Below are 19214 nucleotides of genomic sequence, written 5' to 3'. Positions count from 1 at the left end.
TCCAATAGGAAGTTCACACAAAGCCTGCTAGGCAGATGATTTGGCTCATACGGGGAGGCAGGCGTGCGAAAGTACCAACGCTAATAGTTAAAGTCAATATTATATTAGTTAAAAACTTAGTGTTTCATTCTACAACTTTGTAGTCAAGAATTGAGTTAATATTTGCGTTAACCTATGGCAAAAAAGCGCGCTTGAAAGGGAATTAAGGCACTATATGTTTCATGGAAATCTTGAGAAATATATTTTGTGACCATTGCAGGCATATGAATATGCCATATGGCGCCTAGTATTGCCAGTCACAGTTGCCAGCAATCTATCACTATCGGTTGATGGTGTTGTTGACCGAGAAGCACCAAGGCAAGATTAGTTTTGCATACCCGAGCTTGCTCATTGCTTACATGGACGGCTCGGTATAATTTTATCTGACTTTTGTTCTTCTACAGAGAAGGTATTCTATAAAAGGTGTTGCAGGTATTGTCTTTTATTGGCACGGTTGCCGACTGCACGTACAATTTAGAAACCTTGGGTGTGGGTCTACTCTCTTCACGCTGCGGTAACTTAGGTTTTTCAAGCTCTCTGTCCAGCGGAGACACCTGTTCTACTGCGCGTAGTGTAGAGACAGCAGGAAGCTTTTCCGTGCTAGTTTGTCTACTTTTCGTGAAAGTACTTCTTGTTTTGCTCGATTTGCAGCTAAAGAGAACGTCCTTTATGTAGGAGAAAAACCTATAAAAACCGTTAGTTACCCGCATAAAAAATTTGCTCGCGATTTCGCAGATGTTTTCGGTTTTTGGCTGTGAGACTTTTGCGGCATTAGTGAGGTCTTTTGCCCTCGGTGCGCGGTTCTCTGGTAGTTTTACTTCCTGAAGCGTTGTTGATAGCAACGATTGTGCTGTAAATGTTTTTCCCACCAGCATCGCATCCATAGCGAAACCCCATCCTTGAAGATCGTAGTCAAGAACAAACCCTGCCATTGCGGGATCAGGGTATTGGGTGAGGGAAGAAACGCCGTCAAAAACCTTTTTGCGTGTATTGACTATTTCCCACTCTGGCATCCCCGGGTTTGCAGCTGCTGCAGGAGTCCTAGGAAAGACAACAACGGCGTGAATGTTCTGATACGAGATAAATTTGTCTTGGCAAACTTCAACATCATACGCGATGCGCACTTTTATGCCCAAGTCGGGTTGTGGTTTTGGGTACAATGAGTATTCAGCGCGTACCGTGATCTTGTCCGGGTCAATACATCGTACAAAAAGTCTTTTCTCATCAGGATGTGCTCCGTATCGTGGCCAGGAAGCTGCTTGTGTGGCGCTCACTTCATCTCCTATAGCAGATTGTGCCGTATCATATAGGAATTTTCCGATACACTTGGTATTCAGTGTGTTGACCAATTCCTCAATAAGCAACATGTGAGGTATTTTCTTATTGCTCTGCTTTTCATGCTGACTTGCATTCTTGAACATTGTTTTGAGCAAGACGAAAGCATCTCGCCTTCTACCACCCGCATCAATTGCCTTATACTGTTCTTCAGTGATTCCCATATGTTCACAGAGTTGCCTTCTTGGAAACAACGCTTCTTTTTTCTCTTCTGTAGCGCTATTTAATTTTCGTATTTCTTCTTCGTCATAACGGAGATTTACGAATAGGTTAGTTGTGTGCAAATCATTGAGTGTTGCGCTGCCGTCTAGCACGTCCTGCTGTGTGTTACGCAAGGATGCTACGAAGTCGACTTTTTGAATACGTTCCCCAAAGATGTCCTTTCCATTTAGTCTTTTTCTCATGAACGTCCCAAAATCTTCAGGAGTGTTCGAGAGATCTGTATGTCCCTTATCTGTTTCTGTAGTGTTGTGTTTGGTTGTGGACAAAATCCTCCCTCCTATAACTTGATAAAGACTGCAGATAATACGCGGTTCAACTGTCCAATAGGTTAGGAAAACACAATAATGAGTTTTAATATGATGGTACGACTACTAAAAGCAGTACATAATCCCCTTCCTTAACTTGTGGTCAAGAGTTGTCTTTACCCTCTAATAAACCCGCGTAAAGGTGGCATCAAAGGTACTCTCACTGTACGGTATTTTTGATTTATCTACATCAATATATTTTTAGTAACACCAATGAGGGGAGACGAAGGTTAGTATCTCAATACGAAGCACTATGTTCACTGGCTCAGTAGTTCCGGGTTGAGGGAAAATAAACACAAGGTGGCGCTACAGGCGGAAATTTTATCTGCATTCTGCTATGGAAAGCTACAAAGATAGTGGATAGTATCCTCAAGTGATCAACTCGCAGGGTTGTATGCTTTTACCCAACGCAGTCCGACTTGCACTTTATTTCATGTTCAGAATAGAGCAAGAGTATTCTTCTACAGTTGCCGTAATTCGCTCCCTGTATTGCGCCAGCCTGTTGCATGCGTAGCAGAACCTAGGATTGTCGCTTCTGCACAATTTATATGTGTCAAATTTTCACCTGAGAAAACCGTACTTTGACTTTGTTATACAAGGTCAACGCAACCTAACTAATTGCACTGTAGGCCAGTTCTATAAGCTCTTAGAGGGACAGGCCTATGCACAGAGCAGGTTGCTTATCTCGTCGAAGCTCTATCAGAACCCCCGACTTTACTCACATTTGCAGCAGCCACTGTTACACAGGGGCGGTCAACGGCTTCCGTGGTACCAGGTTCAGCGACAGGAGCATGCTGTTGAACTTGTTGCTCTTGAGGGCTTGTGGTAGTTTCAGGGGTCAGATCGGCTTCATCTGGAGTGGAGGAATCGTCTGTCTTGGATGCGTCTTCCAATGCGGAGCTGACTTCAGCAGATTGCTCCGTCTCCAGGTTTGTTTCACGGCCAAAAAGCGCGAATTTTATGGCGTGGAAAATCTTACGGAAACTGCTGGCTATTCTCGCGAAAAACCCGCACATTCCATTTAGCAAGCCTTTGTCATCAGGAACAGTTTGTTGTGCCTCCGGTTCTGGTAGTTGCGCTTCCTGAGGTGTTGAGGAAAGCATTGACTGCGCCGTGAATGTTTTTCCTTCCATTCCCATCATTATTAAGTAACCACTGGCTTGCCGGCCACAGCCCCAATATCCCTTGTATTTTTCAGGATGTGGTAGCGTATTTTCCATGTCAAATGTGTAGGGTCTTATGCGTTTCCAATCTGTGGGTCCTTTGTGCGTTGTAGAAAATGAAATCGTTGGGTAGACGTCTTGATAAGATATAAGCCTGTCTTCTACCACAGCAACGTCATACTCAACCCGCATCTTTATGCCCAAATGAGTTTCTGACCATGGATATAGCGTGTATTCGGCGCGTACTGTAATTCTGTTAGGATCGGTGCACGATACAAGAAGTCTTTTTTCTTTCGGAAGTGTATTGCGGTCTATCCAAGGTACTTCTTTCACATTGGCATCACGTTCTACGGCAACAATGGCCGCATCATATAGGAACTCACCTAGGCACTCTGTGTTTAAAGTATTTACTAGCTCCTCTATGATTAGCATATGAGGTACTTTGTTTTTACCCCATATCCTCCACTTGCTGCTTGCGTTCTTGAATAGTGTTTGTAGCAGTACGAAAGAATCTCTTCTTTTGTTATCGACATCTATTTCCTTGTATGTCTCTTCGGTGATCCCCATGTATTTACATAGCTGCTGTCTTGGGAATGCCGCTTCACGTTGTTCTTCCGTTGCTTTATGGAGTATGCCTTTTATTTTCTCTTTGCTATAGTAGCGGTTTAAGGATAAATCGGACGATAACAAATCGTGGAACGTTACGGATCCATTCAAGACGCTTTGAGGTAGTTGTCCGCGCATTGCTGTCACGAAGTCTACTTTGCTAAAATGCATTATTGCTATATCGTCTTTTTGCCCCATGGCCGTTAGGTAGGTACAGAAATATTGATGAGCGCGCGTTGAGTCGGTAATATCCTGGACATCAGGATCGACGTGTTGTGGCATGGTCAAAATCCTTTACTATATGACATGTGGTAGAGAATCCGCGACACAGCGTCTTATTGTTTATTCCAAGTTTAGAAAAAACAACTCTGTGTTTAGGTGAGTAAACTTCAACGGTTCAACCTGACGTTCATGGAAATTTAACCGTGATGTCGGTGAACCACCTTCTGCAGAAAAGTGTGCAAAAGCGCCTACTACAAACGGCTAATGCGAATGTTCTCTTAGTTAAAAGAGCAGTGTTTCATTCTGCTGCTTGATAGTCAAGAGCTGTATTAATATTTTTTATTAACTTGTCAGAAAAGTAGGTATGGCAGAAGTATTAACTATGAGAATTTTTTGTATTTAGATTCTACCTGAACATTTAGGCATTGGGCTCGCCCGGCGTTTTTTCTCCATAACTAGCACATGTTTACCTACGTACTGTAGAAGCGTAAAGCCACTGGGCCATTAGACATAGACTCTTCCCATAGGCAAAGCTGTGGCCTAGCAGATGCCTGGGTGGCCAGATCTGTTGATGAACCGTAAACAACGTGGCCCATGTTTTGCAGCTTGGGGTTTAGACAGTATACCATTAAGCTAATTTGTAGGATAGCTTTGGGCGACTGTAAGTCTTGCCCTGCATGGATTACGCTGTTATGGCAGCTGACCAGTTAATAAATTTAGCTTGTGGCCTCAGAAGATAACAGTATGGATTTACCCGTATTTTGTGTTATGGCCATGCGTTAGGTAGAAGTGGAGTATCAGGTTTGAATGTCCTATGAAAGCGGGTATCTGCATGTTATCAGAGATTATAGTTTCAGGTGCAGTACCGAAAATTGGCAGATTGTGAAATGCACGTAGCTGGTTGAATCACACCTTGCCCCAAGGGCATCTGGTTACTGGAGAAACAGAAAGAGTCGTGCGTCCCAGCTTTATCCGAACTCACGCTTAGAGATAGAAATAATCTCAAGCGCGAGTCCAAGAATACTAAGCCCAGTTGTGACTTAATAACGACCTCGTGACCTGGCAGCAGCGTTCGGTATGACTTGCCCCACGTCTATAGAAGACGTATGACTGCTGGGTTGGGCGCTAGCACCCTGAGTGGTATGGGATGACCGTTGTGCATGTCTTTCTCGTGCCTGTTGAAGCAGAGCTCTCACGGTATTCCCGTATCTCGGGTCATCCATGGCCGCATATGGGGATGGTTCGCGACGCAGCTTAATAGAGCCAAAGAATTTCTTGATACTGCGGAAAGCTGCGACGAAAAGGTTGCGTATTCTTGCCCAAAGAGAGTTGCTGTGTGTCTGTTCTGTACTACTGGAACTACTTTCTTCACGTCTGCTACCACTGCCTGAAGCGTGTTCTTGTTGTGCCACAGGAACAGAAGTTCCTTCTCTCGCGTTTGCTGGGGCAGTTCTATAAGGAACTGTTGACCGGACGTTTTCTACAGCAGTACTTGTGTCATCTAAGCGATAAGGGGCTCTTGCATACGAATCCCTTGCGTTCGAAATACCGGTTCTCGATGTGCCAGATGTAGATTTAGTAGGGGTCACTGACGAAGAAACTGTGCTGCTACTTCGGGCTCCACCGGCAGACCGTTGTGCCGCTACATTTGTACTAACACTAGCAGACTGAGGTATGCTGCGCGCTGAGATTGTGGGTGTAGCTGAGGTTGACGTACCTCCATGTTGAGTAGAATACGCTCTTGGTTGCGCTTCTACGCTGCTTCCAGATATGTGAGGAACTTCCTCTAGCATGGACGCTACTGTGAATGCACCTCCTGGGATCGGAGCTTCTAGTATGAGTTCATCTGTCTTGTAGGTGACCAGGGGAGCTTGTTGGCGAGCACCCGAAGCATGAGCAGTTTCAAGCTTTTTAAGTTCGGTCAATATTGAAGGCGCTACGGGGAGTGTTACCTTTGCATAGCAGTTTTGGTATGAAATAAGCCCATTAACAGCTGTGACATCGTACGAAATTTTTGCCTCAACGTGTGATTCAATGACTGATTGGTATATAGAGCGTGATACCGACACATTGATCTTGTCGCGTGAGGTGCAAGTTACCATCACTTTCTGCTTATTTCGGCGTTCTTCACGGTGATCAGCAGAATCCAAAGATATCAGAGTACTCCCTATAGCGGTTGCGGTTTCATTTAAAAACCTTCCCGAACACTTTTCGCCTAGTATATTTATGAGTTCCTCAATTAGTATAGGATTGGGAACCGCGTACTCTTTTCTAGGGTTCCGCTTCTGACTATCTTGAAAAAGTTGTACCAATGCCGCATGCGCGTTTGACCTGTACTTTTCCTTGTCTTTTGCTCTATACTGTTGTGGTGTGATTTTAGAGAGTCTTAAGAACTCTTGTGGTATATCTTCTCTTTCCCCTGGGTTCCCTCCCACTTCTAATGGTCTTTCTCTCCATTGGAAAGCCATCTCTCCTATGAGATCAGAGGTATGTCTCGATGCCGATTCGTCATTCAGGAACGTGCCGTAACGCGTAAACACATCCCAGTACGCATCATCCCCATTCCTCCGGCCATTATCGGGTAGTTGGCGCAGATATTTTAAAGCGCCATCCCTTTGTACGTTTTCCAAGAGTTCCTTTAGCGTGTGTGTGTATTGTTGTACTATAGAGGTTTCATGCGCAAGCATTGCTGGGTTTAAAGTTCTATGCTCCGTGTTTGTTGTCGTCAGCTCCAAGTTTTTCTGCTTTTCCACGTGCGGTCCTGTCTGTTCGTGAGTTTGTCGATTTTGCTGTGCTGTGTATTCAGGGCTCCTTTCCCTTACATGTTCCCCATGTGGCTCCTGAGCCCGTGAGTTTCTTGTTTTTTCAGTAGACACGCTGCGCGACACACCTCTCCCCAAGGGTGTTTTTTGTTTCTTTTTCTTTGGCATTTTGGTTCGCCCCTTAAAAATAGAACGGAGAAGCACCACGAAGAAATACATGCGATAGACGGGGATCCCGTTTTCATTAGAACGCACCGATGAGTTGCGTAGAACTCAAATAGACTTTATCCAGCTATCCAAACATACATTCTAAGCCTCAGACCATATAACCGCACAAAATTTCCTAATTCCTTAAGACGCGGTATAAAAGCGACAGCTATGTATTTCCTTAGTAGATGTACCACAGTGTCTCACTATATATCAACATAGTCAAGAATTGCGTCAATATTTTATTTAATAAATATAAAGAAATTAATCCAATGGGGGGTTTTAGATTTAATAATTTTACTATTATGTAGTTTTGATATGCTGCGTAAAGTTTAGGTGTCCCGCAGTTTTTCGTATTTAGGCCATGCGCTAGGGATTTTTGTTTTGCAACTTGAGATGGTGCGTCGAGATGGAATAGAATGGCTTTGGTGTGCGAGCATCCGGCTATGCACCCAAGCCCTCCTAGTGCCCATGTGTTTCCTTTTGCAAATTTTCTCAAGTTCTTGAGGGTAGACGAAAGGCTGGGGTGATAGTGTCTATCCTGCGTGTGAGTATTTTGTCGGCTTGTGTATTAGTAAGCTTTTCAAGCGCATATTTGTGCGCACAGATTAGCTAACGCAATTCACAGTTCCTAGATGCGGTATTATCTTCAATTGCTGGGCCAACGTTAACTGAGGATGCGTGCCCATCGGGTTGAGCGTCAGCAGTTATGAGTGCTGGTGCAGTGTCGGCAGCCTGCTGCAAGGCAGATGGTTTATTCGTGTTTACAGAGGCCTCTACTCTTGTGTTGCGTTCAGTTGATTTCTTGTGTACTGTGTTGGCAACGTCGTCGTAGTCCTGCGGAAGCGTTTTTGCTTTTCCTGCGATCCAGCAGCAGAATAGGTTCTTCGCTGCCACATAAAAGTTTTGTATGCATCGGCCAATGTGCCCTAAAAGGTCTTCTATTGTGTGCCATGCCGAGCGTGGTTTCTCTGGAGAAATAGTTGCTGAAGGTTGTTGTATGTCGCTAGGTAGAGTCACTTTTTTCAGCACAGGGGAGAGCATGGATTGGATGGTGAATGCCCCGCCTTCTAGCTGGGCATCCATGATTAACCCCTCTTTTTCTGGAAAGATATTAGGAGGGTCTAGTTGAAAATGGTGGCCTCTGCCAGGGTTTTTTCTGAATTCCCGACATGTTTTGTCAAAAAGTCTTCTGTTGGTTCCTTGAAACAGAAACGTTGTGCGGATGTTTTGATAAGAGATGAATTCATCATCAATGACTTCGACATCATATGATAGTTGGGATTCAACTCCGGTGGTAGTACCCAACCATGCCGGGAATTTTACTTTTACAAAAACTGAAATTTTGTTTGGAGCAGGGCATGTTATAGTAATATCACCAGTAGGGGAAAACTTTCCAGACCATAGCTCTTCGTTGCTATCATCTATTAGGCTTTCAAGGGCGTAGCCTTCAGATGCTATTAGGTAAGTATGTGGAAAGAAGAAAAGTTCTTGATTAAGTGTAGTTACCAGTTCTTCGAGCAACAACATATTGGGAACGTGAAGGTTCCCCCGTTTTCATGAGCCTGTGCGTTCCTAAATAATAAAAGCAATGCGAAGAAAATATCTCTTCTATAGCCATATTTATCTATATCTCTATATTGCTGTTCTGTGATTCTCATTTGTTTACATAGCCTTTGAAGCGAAAAGCTGCTTTCTCGCTCTTCTTCCGATATGCCTGAGGCCAGCACCCTCACATCAGGAGGAGTAGTCAGCGGAATTGGTTTTCCATTTAAGGAGCAGTTCAATCTGAAAAGGTCTTTTAGTGTCGATGTTCCAGAAAGCATATCCTCCCCGGAAGCGGTGCGCAAGGCATCCAACGTGTCTCCAGTACGCAGTCGCTCACAAAGGGTTTTTAAAGCAGTTAAACGCCGCTGTCCGATAGGTAAGCTTTCAACATCTTGGGTTTGCATTTCTTGACCTTGTTTTGTGTTGACTGTTGATGTGATTCCATTTTTGTTTTTGGGAATGCTTCCAACTGAGCGTTTTTGCATAGTTTCAGTCCTCGCATGAATTTTGTTTTTATGTTGCCTCAATTCGTGGTGACTTATTTTCTAGATCCTAAACAAGGAAAACGTAACACTGCTTATCATTGTGAAGATTTTTAGCTAAAAACAAAAAGCTCTACGCTAGATTGCGAAAAATGACTTAATAAACGGGCACCTAAAGACCTGGCACGCCTTACATGACATTAGACTAGTCATGAGTTAACTAGATTGTAGTAAGTGTCTCGCTGTGTAACTTATAAGTAAAGAATTGTGTCGGCTTTCATTATAAGGGCACAAGAAAAAAATAGAAGAAATTTTTTCGGGGTTGTTGCAGCGTGATACACGCTGTGCAGGACTTTGCATACGCGTTCCAGTAGCCATAGTATGGTTACTTGGTTTGCGATGTCCGTTTGCCGGCTTGCTAAAAATTAGCGTGTGCATTCTTCCAGAATGGCCTACATGATTAAGGGCGAGATGACTCAGTACCACGAAATTCGCGCAGTAACCTTCACCAATCAAGTCGCTATATTTGAATAATACATTCAATCTAGGAGTAGGGTTATAGGTGTGGCAGATACCATGGTGTATATCTGGAAGCCTTTAGTCTTCCTTGAATGCGTTGCAAAAATACGTTAGCGTTTTTGAAGTGTATTTTGTGCCGCATATAGGCCCAGAGTAGGTCATATACATTTTGATTGTGTAACAGATGTGTAAGCCTATTTTTGTAAGGCTTAATGTTTGTTCATGTTTTGTGTATTATGGTTTAGCGGGTGTTCCGATGTGAGAGTTTAATACTGTTGGGCGTTGTAGGCATTGCGGTAGCTTAGTGGTTGATACATGAGACGCAAGAGTATAGAGAGCATAATCAGGGTTGATCATGCCGGTGAGTACGCTGCTGTTTGTATTTACCATGGGCAAGAATTGGCGCTTAGGGATACCGCTGAAGTTGAAAGAATTCGTGAGATGAAACGGCACGAGCTTGAACACTTTGCTTACTTTGATAAAGCTTTAAGGGAGAGGCGCGTGCGTCCCACGGTATTTATGCCTCTTTGGCACATTGCCGCGGTCTCTCTGGGTTACGTATCAGCGAGTTTGGGGAAAGAAGCAGCTATGGCTTGTACGGAAGCTGTTGAAGAAGTAATCTGTGCACATTACGATGAGCAGGCCAAGGAGTTAGAGCGCTGTGGAGGTGATGCTGAGTTGAAGGATATGATTGAGCAGTTTAGAGAGGAGGAAAGGGAGCATATGGAAGTAGCTGCAGACCATGGGGCTAGTCTAGCTCCGGGCTATAAGGTGCTTTCCCATTTTGTGAAGACTGCCTGCAAAATAGGCATAGCTATTTCAAAAGTGTTGTAGACTTGTGGCATAGTGATTTGAGAGGAATTTATGGAAGAGCTTTTGTGGCGAGGGCAGCATCGTTGGAATGAACCTGGTGAGACCACGCTTCTAGGTGATCTGGGCATATTTTTCGCGCTTGCAGCCCTGGTGACTTTGGAGTTCCTTGCAAACGGGGTTACTCGAGGTTTTATTCCTAGGCTAGATATAGTTTTGCTACTGTTTTTACACAGCAGGGGCAGAGTTCCAGGCTGTATGGCGTTGTTCAGTGTGGGCCTTTTCAGAGATTTCTTATTTTTTGCGTCTGTTGGGGCATCATCGGTCTTTTATATTTTGAGCAACATCATCGTGCTAAGGAGGTACGGCGACCTTGAAAATCGGCTAGGGCTGCTAGTTACAGTGATTTTAGTTTATCTGGTGCAGCTTGTCACCAGTTTGGTGTTTGGGGGAGATCACCCGGTGTTTTATCTGCTACAGCAGATACCTCTTAGTTATGTGCTTTGTTTGTTGCTAGTCAGAAGAGGGTAGTTCGGGGTTTCTTCCTTACCATAGCGTATTCTGCGACGGCTGATTTTTTCGAAAAGCTTGATAGTGCCACTAGGGCAGGGCGCTTTCTTTCCTGGGGGCCGCTGGCGCCTGGTGGTGATGCAAATATAGTAGTGCTTTCCTCCTCATGTTTTGTGGGTTCTTGCCAGGCATTGGAGCTGTCGCATAATTGCTTAGTGACATGTGAAAAATCAGCGTCCTTGCAGTGGGGTTGTACGTGGTGGTGTTTCACAGTTTCATACGCATACACTTATATTGCGAATCAGGTGGCTGAGATTTTTCCAAACAGAAAACGCAAGCGAGCTTACTGAGTTGTTATTGCGAGAAAATGCCGATAGCGCATGACGGAATTCGTCTACAGCAAGAGCCGTTTGTCGTTGTACGTGGTGCAGCTTGCTCTGGATGTACTGTTTTTGGATGGGATCCAAAATTTTCCAAACGGAAAAACGACAAAAGGTTATTGCGCTGTTATTGTAAGGAAATGCTCGAATAAGATGGTCTCAGTATCCATCCTCCGCCAAGGAGCCGTTCGTTTTCATACATAACACACGCTTGGCCTGGGGAAACAACTCGTCCCTCCTCTAATATTACTACTCCATAGCTGTCTTCTCTGCCTCTAGAGAGAGTAGCCCGCACCGTTTCCGCAGATGAGCGCAGGCGCACGTTTACCGATATCCCTTGAGAGGGGATTTTGTCTTTTGATAGCCAGTTGAGTTCCTTGATGAACAACTGAGTTTTTATCAGGGAGGACGCAGGCCCCACGACTACTTTGTTTTTGTTGGGATCAAGAGATACCACGTACAGTGGGGCAGGGGCTGAAATCTTGATACCTTTTCGCTGGCCTACTGTGAAATTTGCAATCCCATTGTGTTCTCCTAGCACCCTGCCGTCAACGTGTACTATCTTTCCCTTTTTTGCCGCAGTGGGGTCCAGTGCGTTGAGGGTATCTTTGTAATTTTTGGGAACGAAACAGATATCTTGACTATCGGGCTTATCAGCAACTTCTAGATTCAGGTGTCTAGCAAGGCTCCTAACATCGCTTTTTACTAAATCCCCCAATGGAAACCGCACAAACTGCAACTGTTCTAGAGTCATGGAGAAGAGGAAATAGCTTTGATCCTTGCTCTTATCCCTCCCTGACCAAATTTGTTGTTCCCCGTTCACAACAACTCGTCTCACGTAGTGGCCAGTTGCTACCACGTCACCTCCTATTGTCCGCGCCATATTAAGCATGTCCCTGAATTTCAAGTTTTGATTACACTTTACGCAAGGGATCGGAGTCTCGCCGAGTTTGTAGGAATTTACGAAATCATCTATGACTTCTTTTCTGAATATCTCTTCGTAATCTAAAACGTAGTGAGGAAAACCATAAAGGCCTGCCACCCTCTTAGCATCGCGCACATCAGCATTGCCACAGCAGCTCTTGCCCAAAGCTACACCTGCCGGTGCGCTATATAGCTGCATTGTGGCGCCTATTACCCTATATCCCAGCTTGTGTAAAAGAACAGCTACAACAGAACTATCCACCCCACCAGACATTGCGACGACCACAGTTGTGTTTTCTGGGCGTTTTCCAGGAATTAGGGGGTCAAGCTGTAAATCGTCAATGTTCATGGTAAATAAAAACAAAAGGTGCTGCTGCAACTGCCGGGATTGTATGACAGATTACGCGCTGCTTCAACGTGAAAAGTGCTGAACCCACTCGGTGTCGGCAGGAATTGCGCTGGCACAGCGCGCAGCAAAACCGCAATAAAATTACGGCAGTGTTAGAATGTGTCTTTATCTTCGCCGCATTTTGTCACAGTGTCAGTAAGAGCAGCCAGTATAGGATGCACGTCGTAGTAAGCGAGCTCGCCGTTTTCAATCAACTTATTCATCTTGTCGACAATTTCCGTGCTGCCTGCTAACCACTCTTGTCCATCGTCTATTTTTTGTCGCAGGGTATCACTGCACGGCACAAAATCGTACAAATACAAGTTCGAGCAGTTTACTTTTGTTGTAATAATTACCTGAAATGCTACTGCGATCAGGCAGGTTGCCAAGAATTTCTTACCGGTGTCGCTATCGGGGAACATCGAAATGGTACGGGTTACCGTGTTCGGTATGTTAGAGGCATCCACAGCAATGATCACTAACATTCCCAGCATTACACAATCGTGCGCTATGGCCATAACTTCAGGTGAAACATCACCAAAAATGACTATATCCGCAGCTTGAAAGCGAACAAGGTTCACATTCATCTGCTCCAACGAGTACGAAGATATAATTGTATTTTCCAAGACAGAATTTTGTAGGTCGTGTACTCCGAAAGTCAGCACTGTCTTTCTTTGCAAAGCACACACTTCGGCAAGTAGGCAGCGAATGGTGAGTTGTTTATTGTGGTGGTGAGCTCCTCCGAGTAGAAGCATCCCACTTTGTGTGCAAGAAACTGCCTGTATCAATGCAGGTGGAAGATCTGCACGGCTTTGAGTGTTTATCTCCTCAATTATGGTTGTTATCTCAGATATGGAAGCATCTTTTACTATTCTTATGTGTAATCTATGAAGTGAGTCAAACCCCGTCCTGATAAGTATGTGGCCATTTGAATCTAGCCTACTCTTTTGTTCTTTGTTAAGCAACCCATCGGCGATATCTTGCAAATCCTGAGCGCTACTTTTTCTGACCTGCAAGAACTCCAGCCTTCCCATTTTTTTTATAGCAGGGGATTTGTCTGCTGTGCAGTACAAGTGCGTGGCATTACGCTGCACAGAAGAGGCAACCAACTGCTTAAAATAGTCCACGACAATAACTATCAACAACCACAACCGTGCATATTAAAGCTCCAGGGTTAAATTATTATAAACATACTAAGCTGCTCATCTATAGCGCATTAGGTGATGTGAAGAAATGTATTGGTATGTGTGATGTATGTTAGACTGGCGAATATGCAAGCAGGTATTGAGCCCTATTCATAATTGCTGCATCATTAAGTGTTTTTACAGAATGGGTCTAGTCGTGTTTTATCCTGTCTGTCTTGTCAACTTTGCAGTGTTGTGTCTCCAGCCCCATGAAAAGTCCTATAACAGAGAGCAAACAAGTATAATAGCAAGGACAGTCATTTGCGGTGCCTGATCTACAGAACATATTGAACCACAACGTTTGGTAGAGGGAGAAGAAAATAACGCTACAAACAGGGTGAGGTACACATGTTCCTGGTTTTCTTTGTGTAGAAGTATTCCGATTCTGCGTAGAGCTAAGTTACAGATTCCTCGTACCACAGGAGCAGCGTTGAAGCTGCCTCCAACAAGATCAGGACCGAGAATTTTTGCACTACAGCACTATATGTCAGTTAGTATTCTAAATGCCGCGTGCTGCAGTGACAAATGGGCTATGTGCCGTTACCCCGCTAACCTTAGTATCAGGATCTGCGCTGTTGGTAGTGACAGCGGGGTTCTGTGCTGAGGTTCCGTGTTGTGCACCATACGAAGGGCCATAGACGAAACCCAGCGTATCATCTGCTGCACGAGATTCCGATGGATTGCCACGTGTAGACTCAGATACGGAACCTCCAGAGCAAAAACAACAGCAGAAGCAGTATGCAAGAGCACGGAAAACACCCTTTACTCCCGAAAGGATAGCACAGAAAAACTTCTTAATTCCGTTCCATACCTTTCTCTTCAGAGAATTTTCCTCTTTGGTAGCGGACAACTTATTATATCGACTGACCAGCGTATTCCACTTTTCCTTGGACACCTCTACATTTTGCGGTAACCTCATGGTGGTGCTGGATTGGCCATCGAATGATGTTTGTGCACGATTACCCCTTACTACGAGTTCCGCATCACTTAATATGTACCGAGTCTCTTGAGATGCACTGTCAACCGCTCTCGATGCTTTATATGTGAATTGCACACTGAGCGTCCCATGGTTAGCAGTGTCAACTTCTGCACTATGTGTCACAGAGTACGTGTCGTCGTTTGCTTTCGAGTAATTAGTGTACAGCGTGCTTTTGTTAAGAGCGGCGATTTCTGCTATAGTTATCTTTCCGTCCGACGCCACATGCACTAGGAATTCCATTGCCCGCTTTATCTCTTCGACACTTGGCGGCAAAGCATGCTCGAATGTGATGTCTAGCAAGTTGGCGCAACGGCGCTCAAAGTAGTCAGCCTTGTTTTGTGTCCGGTTCTTCTTTCCTTTTTCCACTTGGTTTACGGGCTTTAGCGCCTCCTGCATTCCGGTCATGACGCCCCCTTTGTAACGTATACGGCCCACAAAAGTGCCGAGAGCCAGTCTTTTCTGCGCCTCATCTGCAGTTATTTGCGCCTGTTCCACAACTACAGTTGAGGCCAAGTGCGCTGCCGCAAGATCTGTAATAACCCTCAGTGACGAAATGAACTTGTTATATCTTTCAAAATTTCCGAAGAATGAAGCAGGTGATGCGTGAAATTCCCGGGACAACTCTTTATCAGTTAGCACCCTGAAACATACTTCGCTTACAACAATTTGTTCCGCCGTGCTAGTGGTACTTCGTGTCTTTACATCACAAGTCAATACTAGGTGTACTGTTGCCTCAGAACCATTATCTCTCTTCTCTTTAACCAGCAGCGACCGACAGACCATCATCCCTGTCTTCAGACTTCCCAGAAGGGTTTCTGGATCCTCTAAATTGTCCTGCGCAGAGTCACTTATAACGCCTCTCTCATCGATAGATACCTTTGAGCTAACAGCGCCGCCACGTCCACTTTCAAGCATCGTCTTAATGAAACTTGCTAGCTTCTTGCACTCAGACTTCTTCAGTAAGTGACCGGAAAGATCATAAACCTGAATTATATTTCGCTCCAAGTTGACGGGCGTAGTTCCTGAATGTTGCAGAGGCAATTCTGCAACATTTAAAACTTCACTTGCCCCACACAAGCTCACAAATCTCTCAATGCAGTATTTAACTTTGTTCTCAAGCAACTTATCAGCTTGAGTTGTGGTGGACATGTTAGATTTTATAACATACGCATACTCATCGTGATGGTAATGGTCCATTATGGCGGATAAGATATCACAGATTGGAACACGCAACACCGGTGCGCCTTCGCCTAACATATCGGTGGCAGAAAAGTAAAAAGCGTCTCTATCTACCTTGCCATCCTTATATACGTTGCGAACGTGATTGTGAGGATCCAGGGACTTAACTGTGGAATCCAGATACCTCAAGTGAACAGAAGCGTTTGAAAACTCCAAGCATTCCCTAAGATCTGCGCTATAAGTCACTCCAACGTTGTATCCCACAACCGCATGTAGCTTTCTTGGTGATAGAGACCACCATGATTTTGGTTCAAGTAATAGGTGTTGCAGAACTGTGACGTTCACACAGTCGTCATGCTCTATCTTTTGCTGTGGCTTGATGAACAGAGCGGTATCTACCACCTGCACATCACAAGGAATCCTCAGTAGTGCTATACTTATCGCCTCTTTTAGGAACTTCCTAAAAGCACTTTCTTGTTGAGCCAAGTTCACTATTGCTTCAAGCATAGCAACTGGTGAACTGGTACCCAAGCTGTCAAAGAGCCTGTTGATTAACCCCCTCCTACCAGAAGCTGCCGAACTGTGCCCGAGTTTTTGATGAGGAACCAAGTAAATCTCCTTATCACTTTTCAAGCTTGTGCGATCAACAATGATCTTACTGCCATCGTACAACCATCCATCGCTTTTCCCATTGGGAGTATCACAACTTGTTGGATTCCCCAGCAACCCTGCGTACGCCGTATGCTTGTCTTCCAACAACAGCTCTGCATGACGCGTGATTATAGGTCCCAAGCACTCAGTTATCAGGCACCTTGTAGGATCTGGCCCACTGTCTTTGGTGACCTTATATAGACATCGCGAACCGGTTAGCAGACTATTTGTCCCGTCAGCTACTTCGATTTTGCCGATTTCATCGGCGAATTCTTTACAATCGACGTCAAAAACCTCGTGGGCACTTGCGTTGAACCATACAAAGTCGGAATTTACCAAGCACCCACCCTTTATGTCTTCTTGCACATCCTTTACAGCATTTTTGGCATCATCAACTGTGCGCATTCCGATATTCAGCTTTCCAAGAGAAGCTTTTGTGCCTGAGTTGGTGCTCTTATAATCATGCACTATGTATGATGCGCAAACGTGCAGGGCAACTTTATTACCGTTAGTTGTCGACATAATGCAAGTGAAGTGCTCTTCTAAATTGTGTTGATACAGATCCCGATCGGTCTTACTACCACTGGAAGCACCCACAACAACTCCTCGGTGAGCAACTACATGCTTTTCCACATCGACGGTCACACTGCGCTCATCAGTGTCACGCAATACCATGCTAATGAAACTCGTGAGTAACTGCCTATTTATTCCCTTTGCAGTCAGCAGGTAATCACCACTGGTCGCCCAGTTTATAAGCATATCGTTACTTTTACTTACTGCTACACGAGTAATACCATGCTTCATTGCATGCTCTTCCAAGGCTTTTTCCGTAGTGTGCAATGTCAATGCGGCTTGAAACAAAGCCTGTGCACTCCTTGTACCTCTTGCTGTTACGTCTATCTTAAATTGCAACCCATCAGAGCGCAGATCTCCCATCAGAAACTTTATGCCATCTATTGGCTGGCCAGGTTTCATTACTGATATTTTTGCCTTGCTAAACGTAGCGCTGGTACCATTGCTATCATTTGCCCCCACAGTGTAGCTGATCTGCGCACATACATTTGCAACAGCCTTACCTTCGCACTTTAACCGAGTAATAACCCGATCAACTACCTTAAACGTTTCGGAGCTACCTACCTTCTGTACTTCCGCGTGGTGCCCTACAACTACAAACCTTGATGCATGGATCCCACTAATGGCGCTAAGTGCGCGTACCGTTATATCAGACCCTGTGCATACTTCCTTCATTAGACGCTTGTTCACATATCCAAGAACAGTTTTCTGCAAACCCATGGCATTGTCCATAGCAGGCGCCGACGGGATGTAACCCGTTGAAAGCTGTGCGCGTTGTGTGAGATTAGACAATGGGACACGCACACAGTAGGTCTTCTTAGCTTCGTTTTGAAAATTAATGCTTAAATTGTGATTAGCCTTGCCACTTGCCGCAGTAACGCCTTCGCCCTTTTGCTCTATGCGATGCACAGTGACGCTGTGTGGAACAACACCCACGTCACGATAATAATCTTTCTTCTTGCTGAGATGCACTGCATACTTTACCTCCACATCAAGCTCAGCCAGCGTAGTTCCGCTCCTTTGCACGAGAAACTTACCCTCTTCCCGAAATGCAACAAAATGCACATTGTCAGCAGAATCACTAACGCGTCTTCCTGGTATAGGAATCCTCCGTGGTCTTCTCAGATAGACGCTATCTATCTTCAGAGTTACTGCACTAACCACCAGATTTACTGTAGCGTCATTAGGTATGTCCTGCGCCACTCTGTGCAGGAACTTCACAAAAACGTCCTTGCTAGCCTTTTCTCCGGTGGAATAAGTCGCAGCTAGAGCGTACCAAGCCTCTATAGGAACATTGGCATGATAGCCACTCTGTGAACACATTTCATACAAAGCGCGTGCGACGGTGTCTGGATAAAAAACTGCTTCTCCTATTAATGGAACGGACGTTTTTCTAGCAGCACTAACGGAATTCACTCCATCAACAAAGCAGCGCAACATCGCCTTAGTTGAGGACAACAAGTCGCTGTCTCTACATAACAGAATGTCACACACACTCACTATAGAATTCTCGATCGAGTTGTCACTACCAAACATAAGCCCCTCCTACACCATGCGATTAGTAAGCAATCCGCTGGCCAAGTTCTCATAGACCCATAAAGTGGTGGCAAAAGCCCTAGTAGCGTTCCTGCAACAAGGTCATGTAACAACACCGCGGAAACACTCACAACAAAGCACCTCTAGCTGACAATCCGTCAGCGTGCCAGGCATGACAACTAAAGTATAGTGGTTCAATCTGTGCATTCAACCTACGATCGCAAATAGTTACAGAATATTAATAGTGTTTTACGGCAATCGTCGAACAGCCCCGTGCATAACCTCTTTCTTCCTTTTATGAGGTAATTGGGGGATGGCAAGGTTGTCGTGGTTGCAGGAAGGTAAAACTCGCCAGCCAGCATGTACTACTGCTTGCCTATCCATCTCGTACAGTTCATGTGTTTTGTTTGTTTCCAAGTGAGATAATTAAGCATTGTGAAAACTGTACACCTTCATCACTAACCAAGAAGCGCCGAGTTTTTAGGGAACGTACTGCAAGTAAACTAATGAAGAATGAAGCGTGCACAGCCGTGCCACTGGCGTAAAGGGGCTTATTGTAAGTCTTATGTGAGTGTACTACGCGCTAATGCAATATGGTTTACAGTTCGGGCATTTGCGAATACGTACTGCTTTTTCTGTCGGATCACCATCTACTTGTGTTTTCTTTGTGAAGAAAAGCCGTTAGAAACA

The 19214-nt window shown here is 44.8% G+C and carries 10 protein-coding genes; 2 read left to right on the top strand and 8 right to left on the bottom strand.

What is annotated here, in order from left to right:
- Positions 1–437: 437 nt before the first annotated feature.
- The 5 genes from ANPL_RS03310 to ANPL_RS03290 form a co-directional block, all read right to left on the bottom strand.
- On the bottom strand, positions 438–1862 hold the full coding sequence (locus ANPL_RS03310) for a hypothetical protein (RefSeq protein WP_169193338.1): 1425 nt from the start codon (positions 1860–1862) through the stop codon (positions 438–440).
- Positions 1863–2581: 719 nt separating this feature from the next.
- Positions 2582–3952 (bottom strand): hypothetical protein, encoded by a 1371-nt coding sequence (locus tag ANPL_RS03305; RefSeq protein WP_169193337.1) that lies wholly within the window; start codon positions 3950–3952, stop codon positions 2582–2584.
- A 980-nt stretch (positions 3953–4932) separates the two neighbouring features.
- Positions 4933–6780, bottom strand: coding sequence for a hypothetical protein (locus ANPL_RS03300; RefSeq protein ID WP_169193336.1), 1848 nt, complete (start codon positions 6778–6780; stop codon positions 4933–4935).
- A 693-nt stretch (positions 6781–7473) separates the two neighbouring features.
- The gene (locus ANPL_RS03295) at positions 7474–8391 is read right to left on the bottom strand and encodes a hypothetical protein (protein ID WP_169193335.1); all 918 of its coding nucleotides are present in this window, start codon (positions 8389–8391) and stop codon (positions 7474–7476) included.
- Positions 8367–8894 (bottom strand): hypothetical protein, encoded by a 528-nt coding sequence (locus ANPL_RS03290; RefSeq protein ID WP_169193334.1) that lies wholly within the window; start codon positions 8892–8894, stop codon positions 8367–8369. Before ANPL_RS03290 ends, ANPL_RS03295 begins: the two co-directional genes overlap by 25 nt.
- A gap of 831 nt (positions 8895–9725) precedes the next feature.
- Between ANPL_RS03290 and ANPL_RS03285 the strand changes: the two genes are divergently transcribed.
- Complete coding sequence (locus ANPL_RS03285; protein WP_169193333.1) at positions 9726–10244, top strand: demethoxyubiquinone hydroxylase family protein; 519 nt, start codon at positions 9726–9728, stop codon at positions 10242–10244.
- Positions 10245–10274: 30 nt separating this feature from the next.
- Positions 10275–10751, top strand: a complete 477-nt coding sequence (locus ANPL_RS03280) for a hypothetical protein (protein WP_169193332.1) — start codon at positions 10275–10277, stop codon at positions 10749–10751.
- A 486-nt stretch (positions 10752–11237) separates the two neighbouring features.
- Here ANPL_RS03280 and mnmA read toward each other — a convergent pair whose 3' ends face one another.
- The 3 genes from mnmA to ANPL_RS03265 all read right to left on the bottom strand — a co-directional run bounded on the left by mnmA (position 11238) and on the right by ANPL_RS03265 (position 18524).
- Positions 11238–12383, bottom strand: coding sequence for a tRNA 2-thiouridine(34) synthase MnmA (gene mnmA / locus ANPL_RS03275; protein WP_169193331.1), 1146 nt, complete (start codon positions 12381–12383; stop codon positions 11238–11240).
- A 152-nt stretch (positions 12384–12535) separates the two neighbouring features.
- The gene (locus ANPL_RS03270) at positions 12536–13564 is read right to left on the bottom strand and encodes a hypothetical protein (protein WP_169193330.1); all 1029 of its coding nucleotides are present in this window, start codon (positions 13562–13564) and stop codon (positions 12536–12538) included.
- A 541-nt stretch (positions 13565–14105) separates the two neighbouring features.
- The gene (locus tag ANPL_RS03265; RefSeq protein ID WP_169193329.1) at positions 14106–18524 is read right to left on the bottom strand and encodes a hypothetical protein; all 4419 of its coding nucleotides are present in this window, start codon (positions 18522–18524) and stop codon (positions 14106–14108) included.
- Between the last annotated feature and the right edge of the window lie 690 nt (positions 18525–19214).

The organism is Anaplasma platys (genome assembly GCF_012790675.1).
Taxonomy (GTDB): domain Bacteria; phylum Pseudomonadota; class Alphaproteobacteria; order Rickettsiales; family Anaplasmataceae; genus Anaplasma; species Anaplasma platys.
This window is presented reverse-complemented; position numbering and strand designations above follow the sequence as displayed.

What these genes read in the sequence shown, in the direction of transcription:
- ANPL_RS03305 (WP_169193337.1), bottom strand. Translation starts at nt 3,952, where the DNA reads ATGCCACAACACGTCGATCCTGATGTCCAGGATATTACCGACTCAACG.
- mnmA (WP_169193331.1), bottom strand. Translation starts at nt 12,383, where the DNA reads ATGAACATTGACGATTTACAGCTTGACCCCCTAATTCCTGGAAAACGC.
- ANPL_RS03265 (WP_169193329.1), bottom strand. Translation starts at nt 18,524, where the DNA reads ATGTTTGGTAGTGACAACTCGATCGAGAATTCTATAGTGAGTGTGTGT.
- ANPL_RS03285 (WP_169193333.1), top strand. Translation starts at nt 9,726, where the DNA reads ATGAGACGCAAGAGTATAGAGAGCATAATCAGGGTTGATCATGCCGGT.
- ANPL_RS03290 (WP_169193334.1), bottom strand. Translation starts at nt 8,894, where the DNA reads ATGCAAAAACGCTCAGTTGGAAGCATTCCCAAAAACAAAAATGGAATC.
- ANPL_RS03295 (WP_169193335.1), bottom strand. Translation starts at nt 8,391, where the DNA reads ATGTTGTTGCTCGAAGAACTGGTAACTACACTTAATCAAGAACTTTTC.
- ANPL_RS03280 (WP_169193332.1), top strand. Translation starts at nt 10,275, where the DNA reads ATGGAAGAGCTTTTGTGGCGAGGGCAGCATCGTTGGAATGAACCTGGT.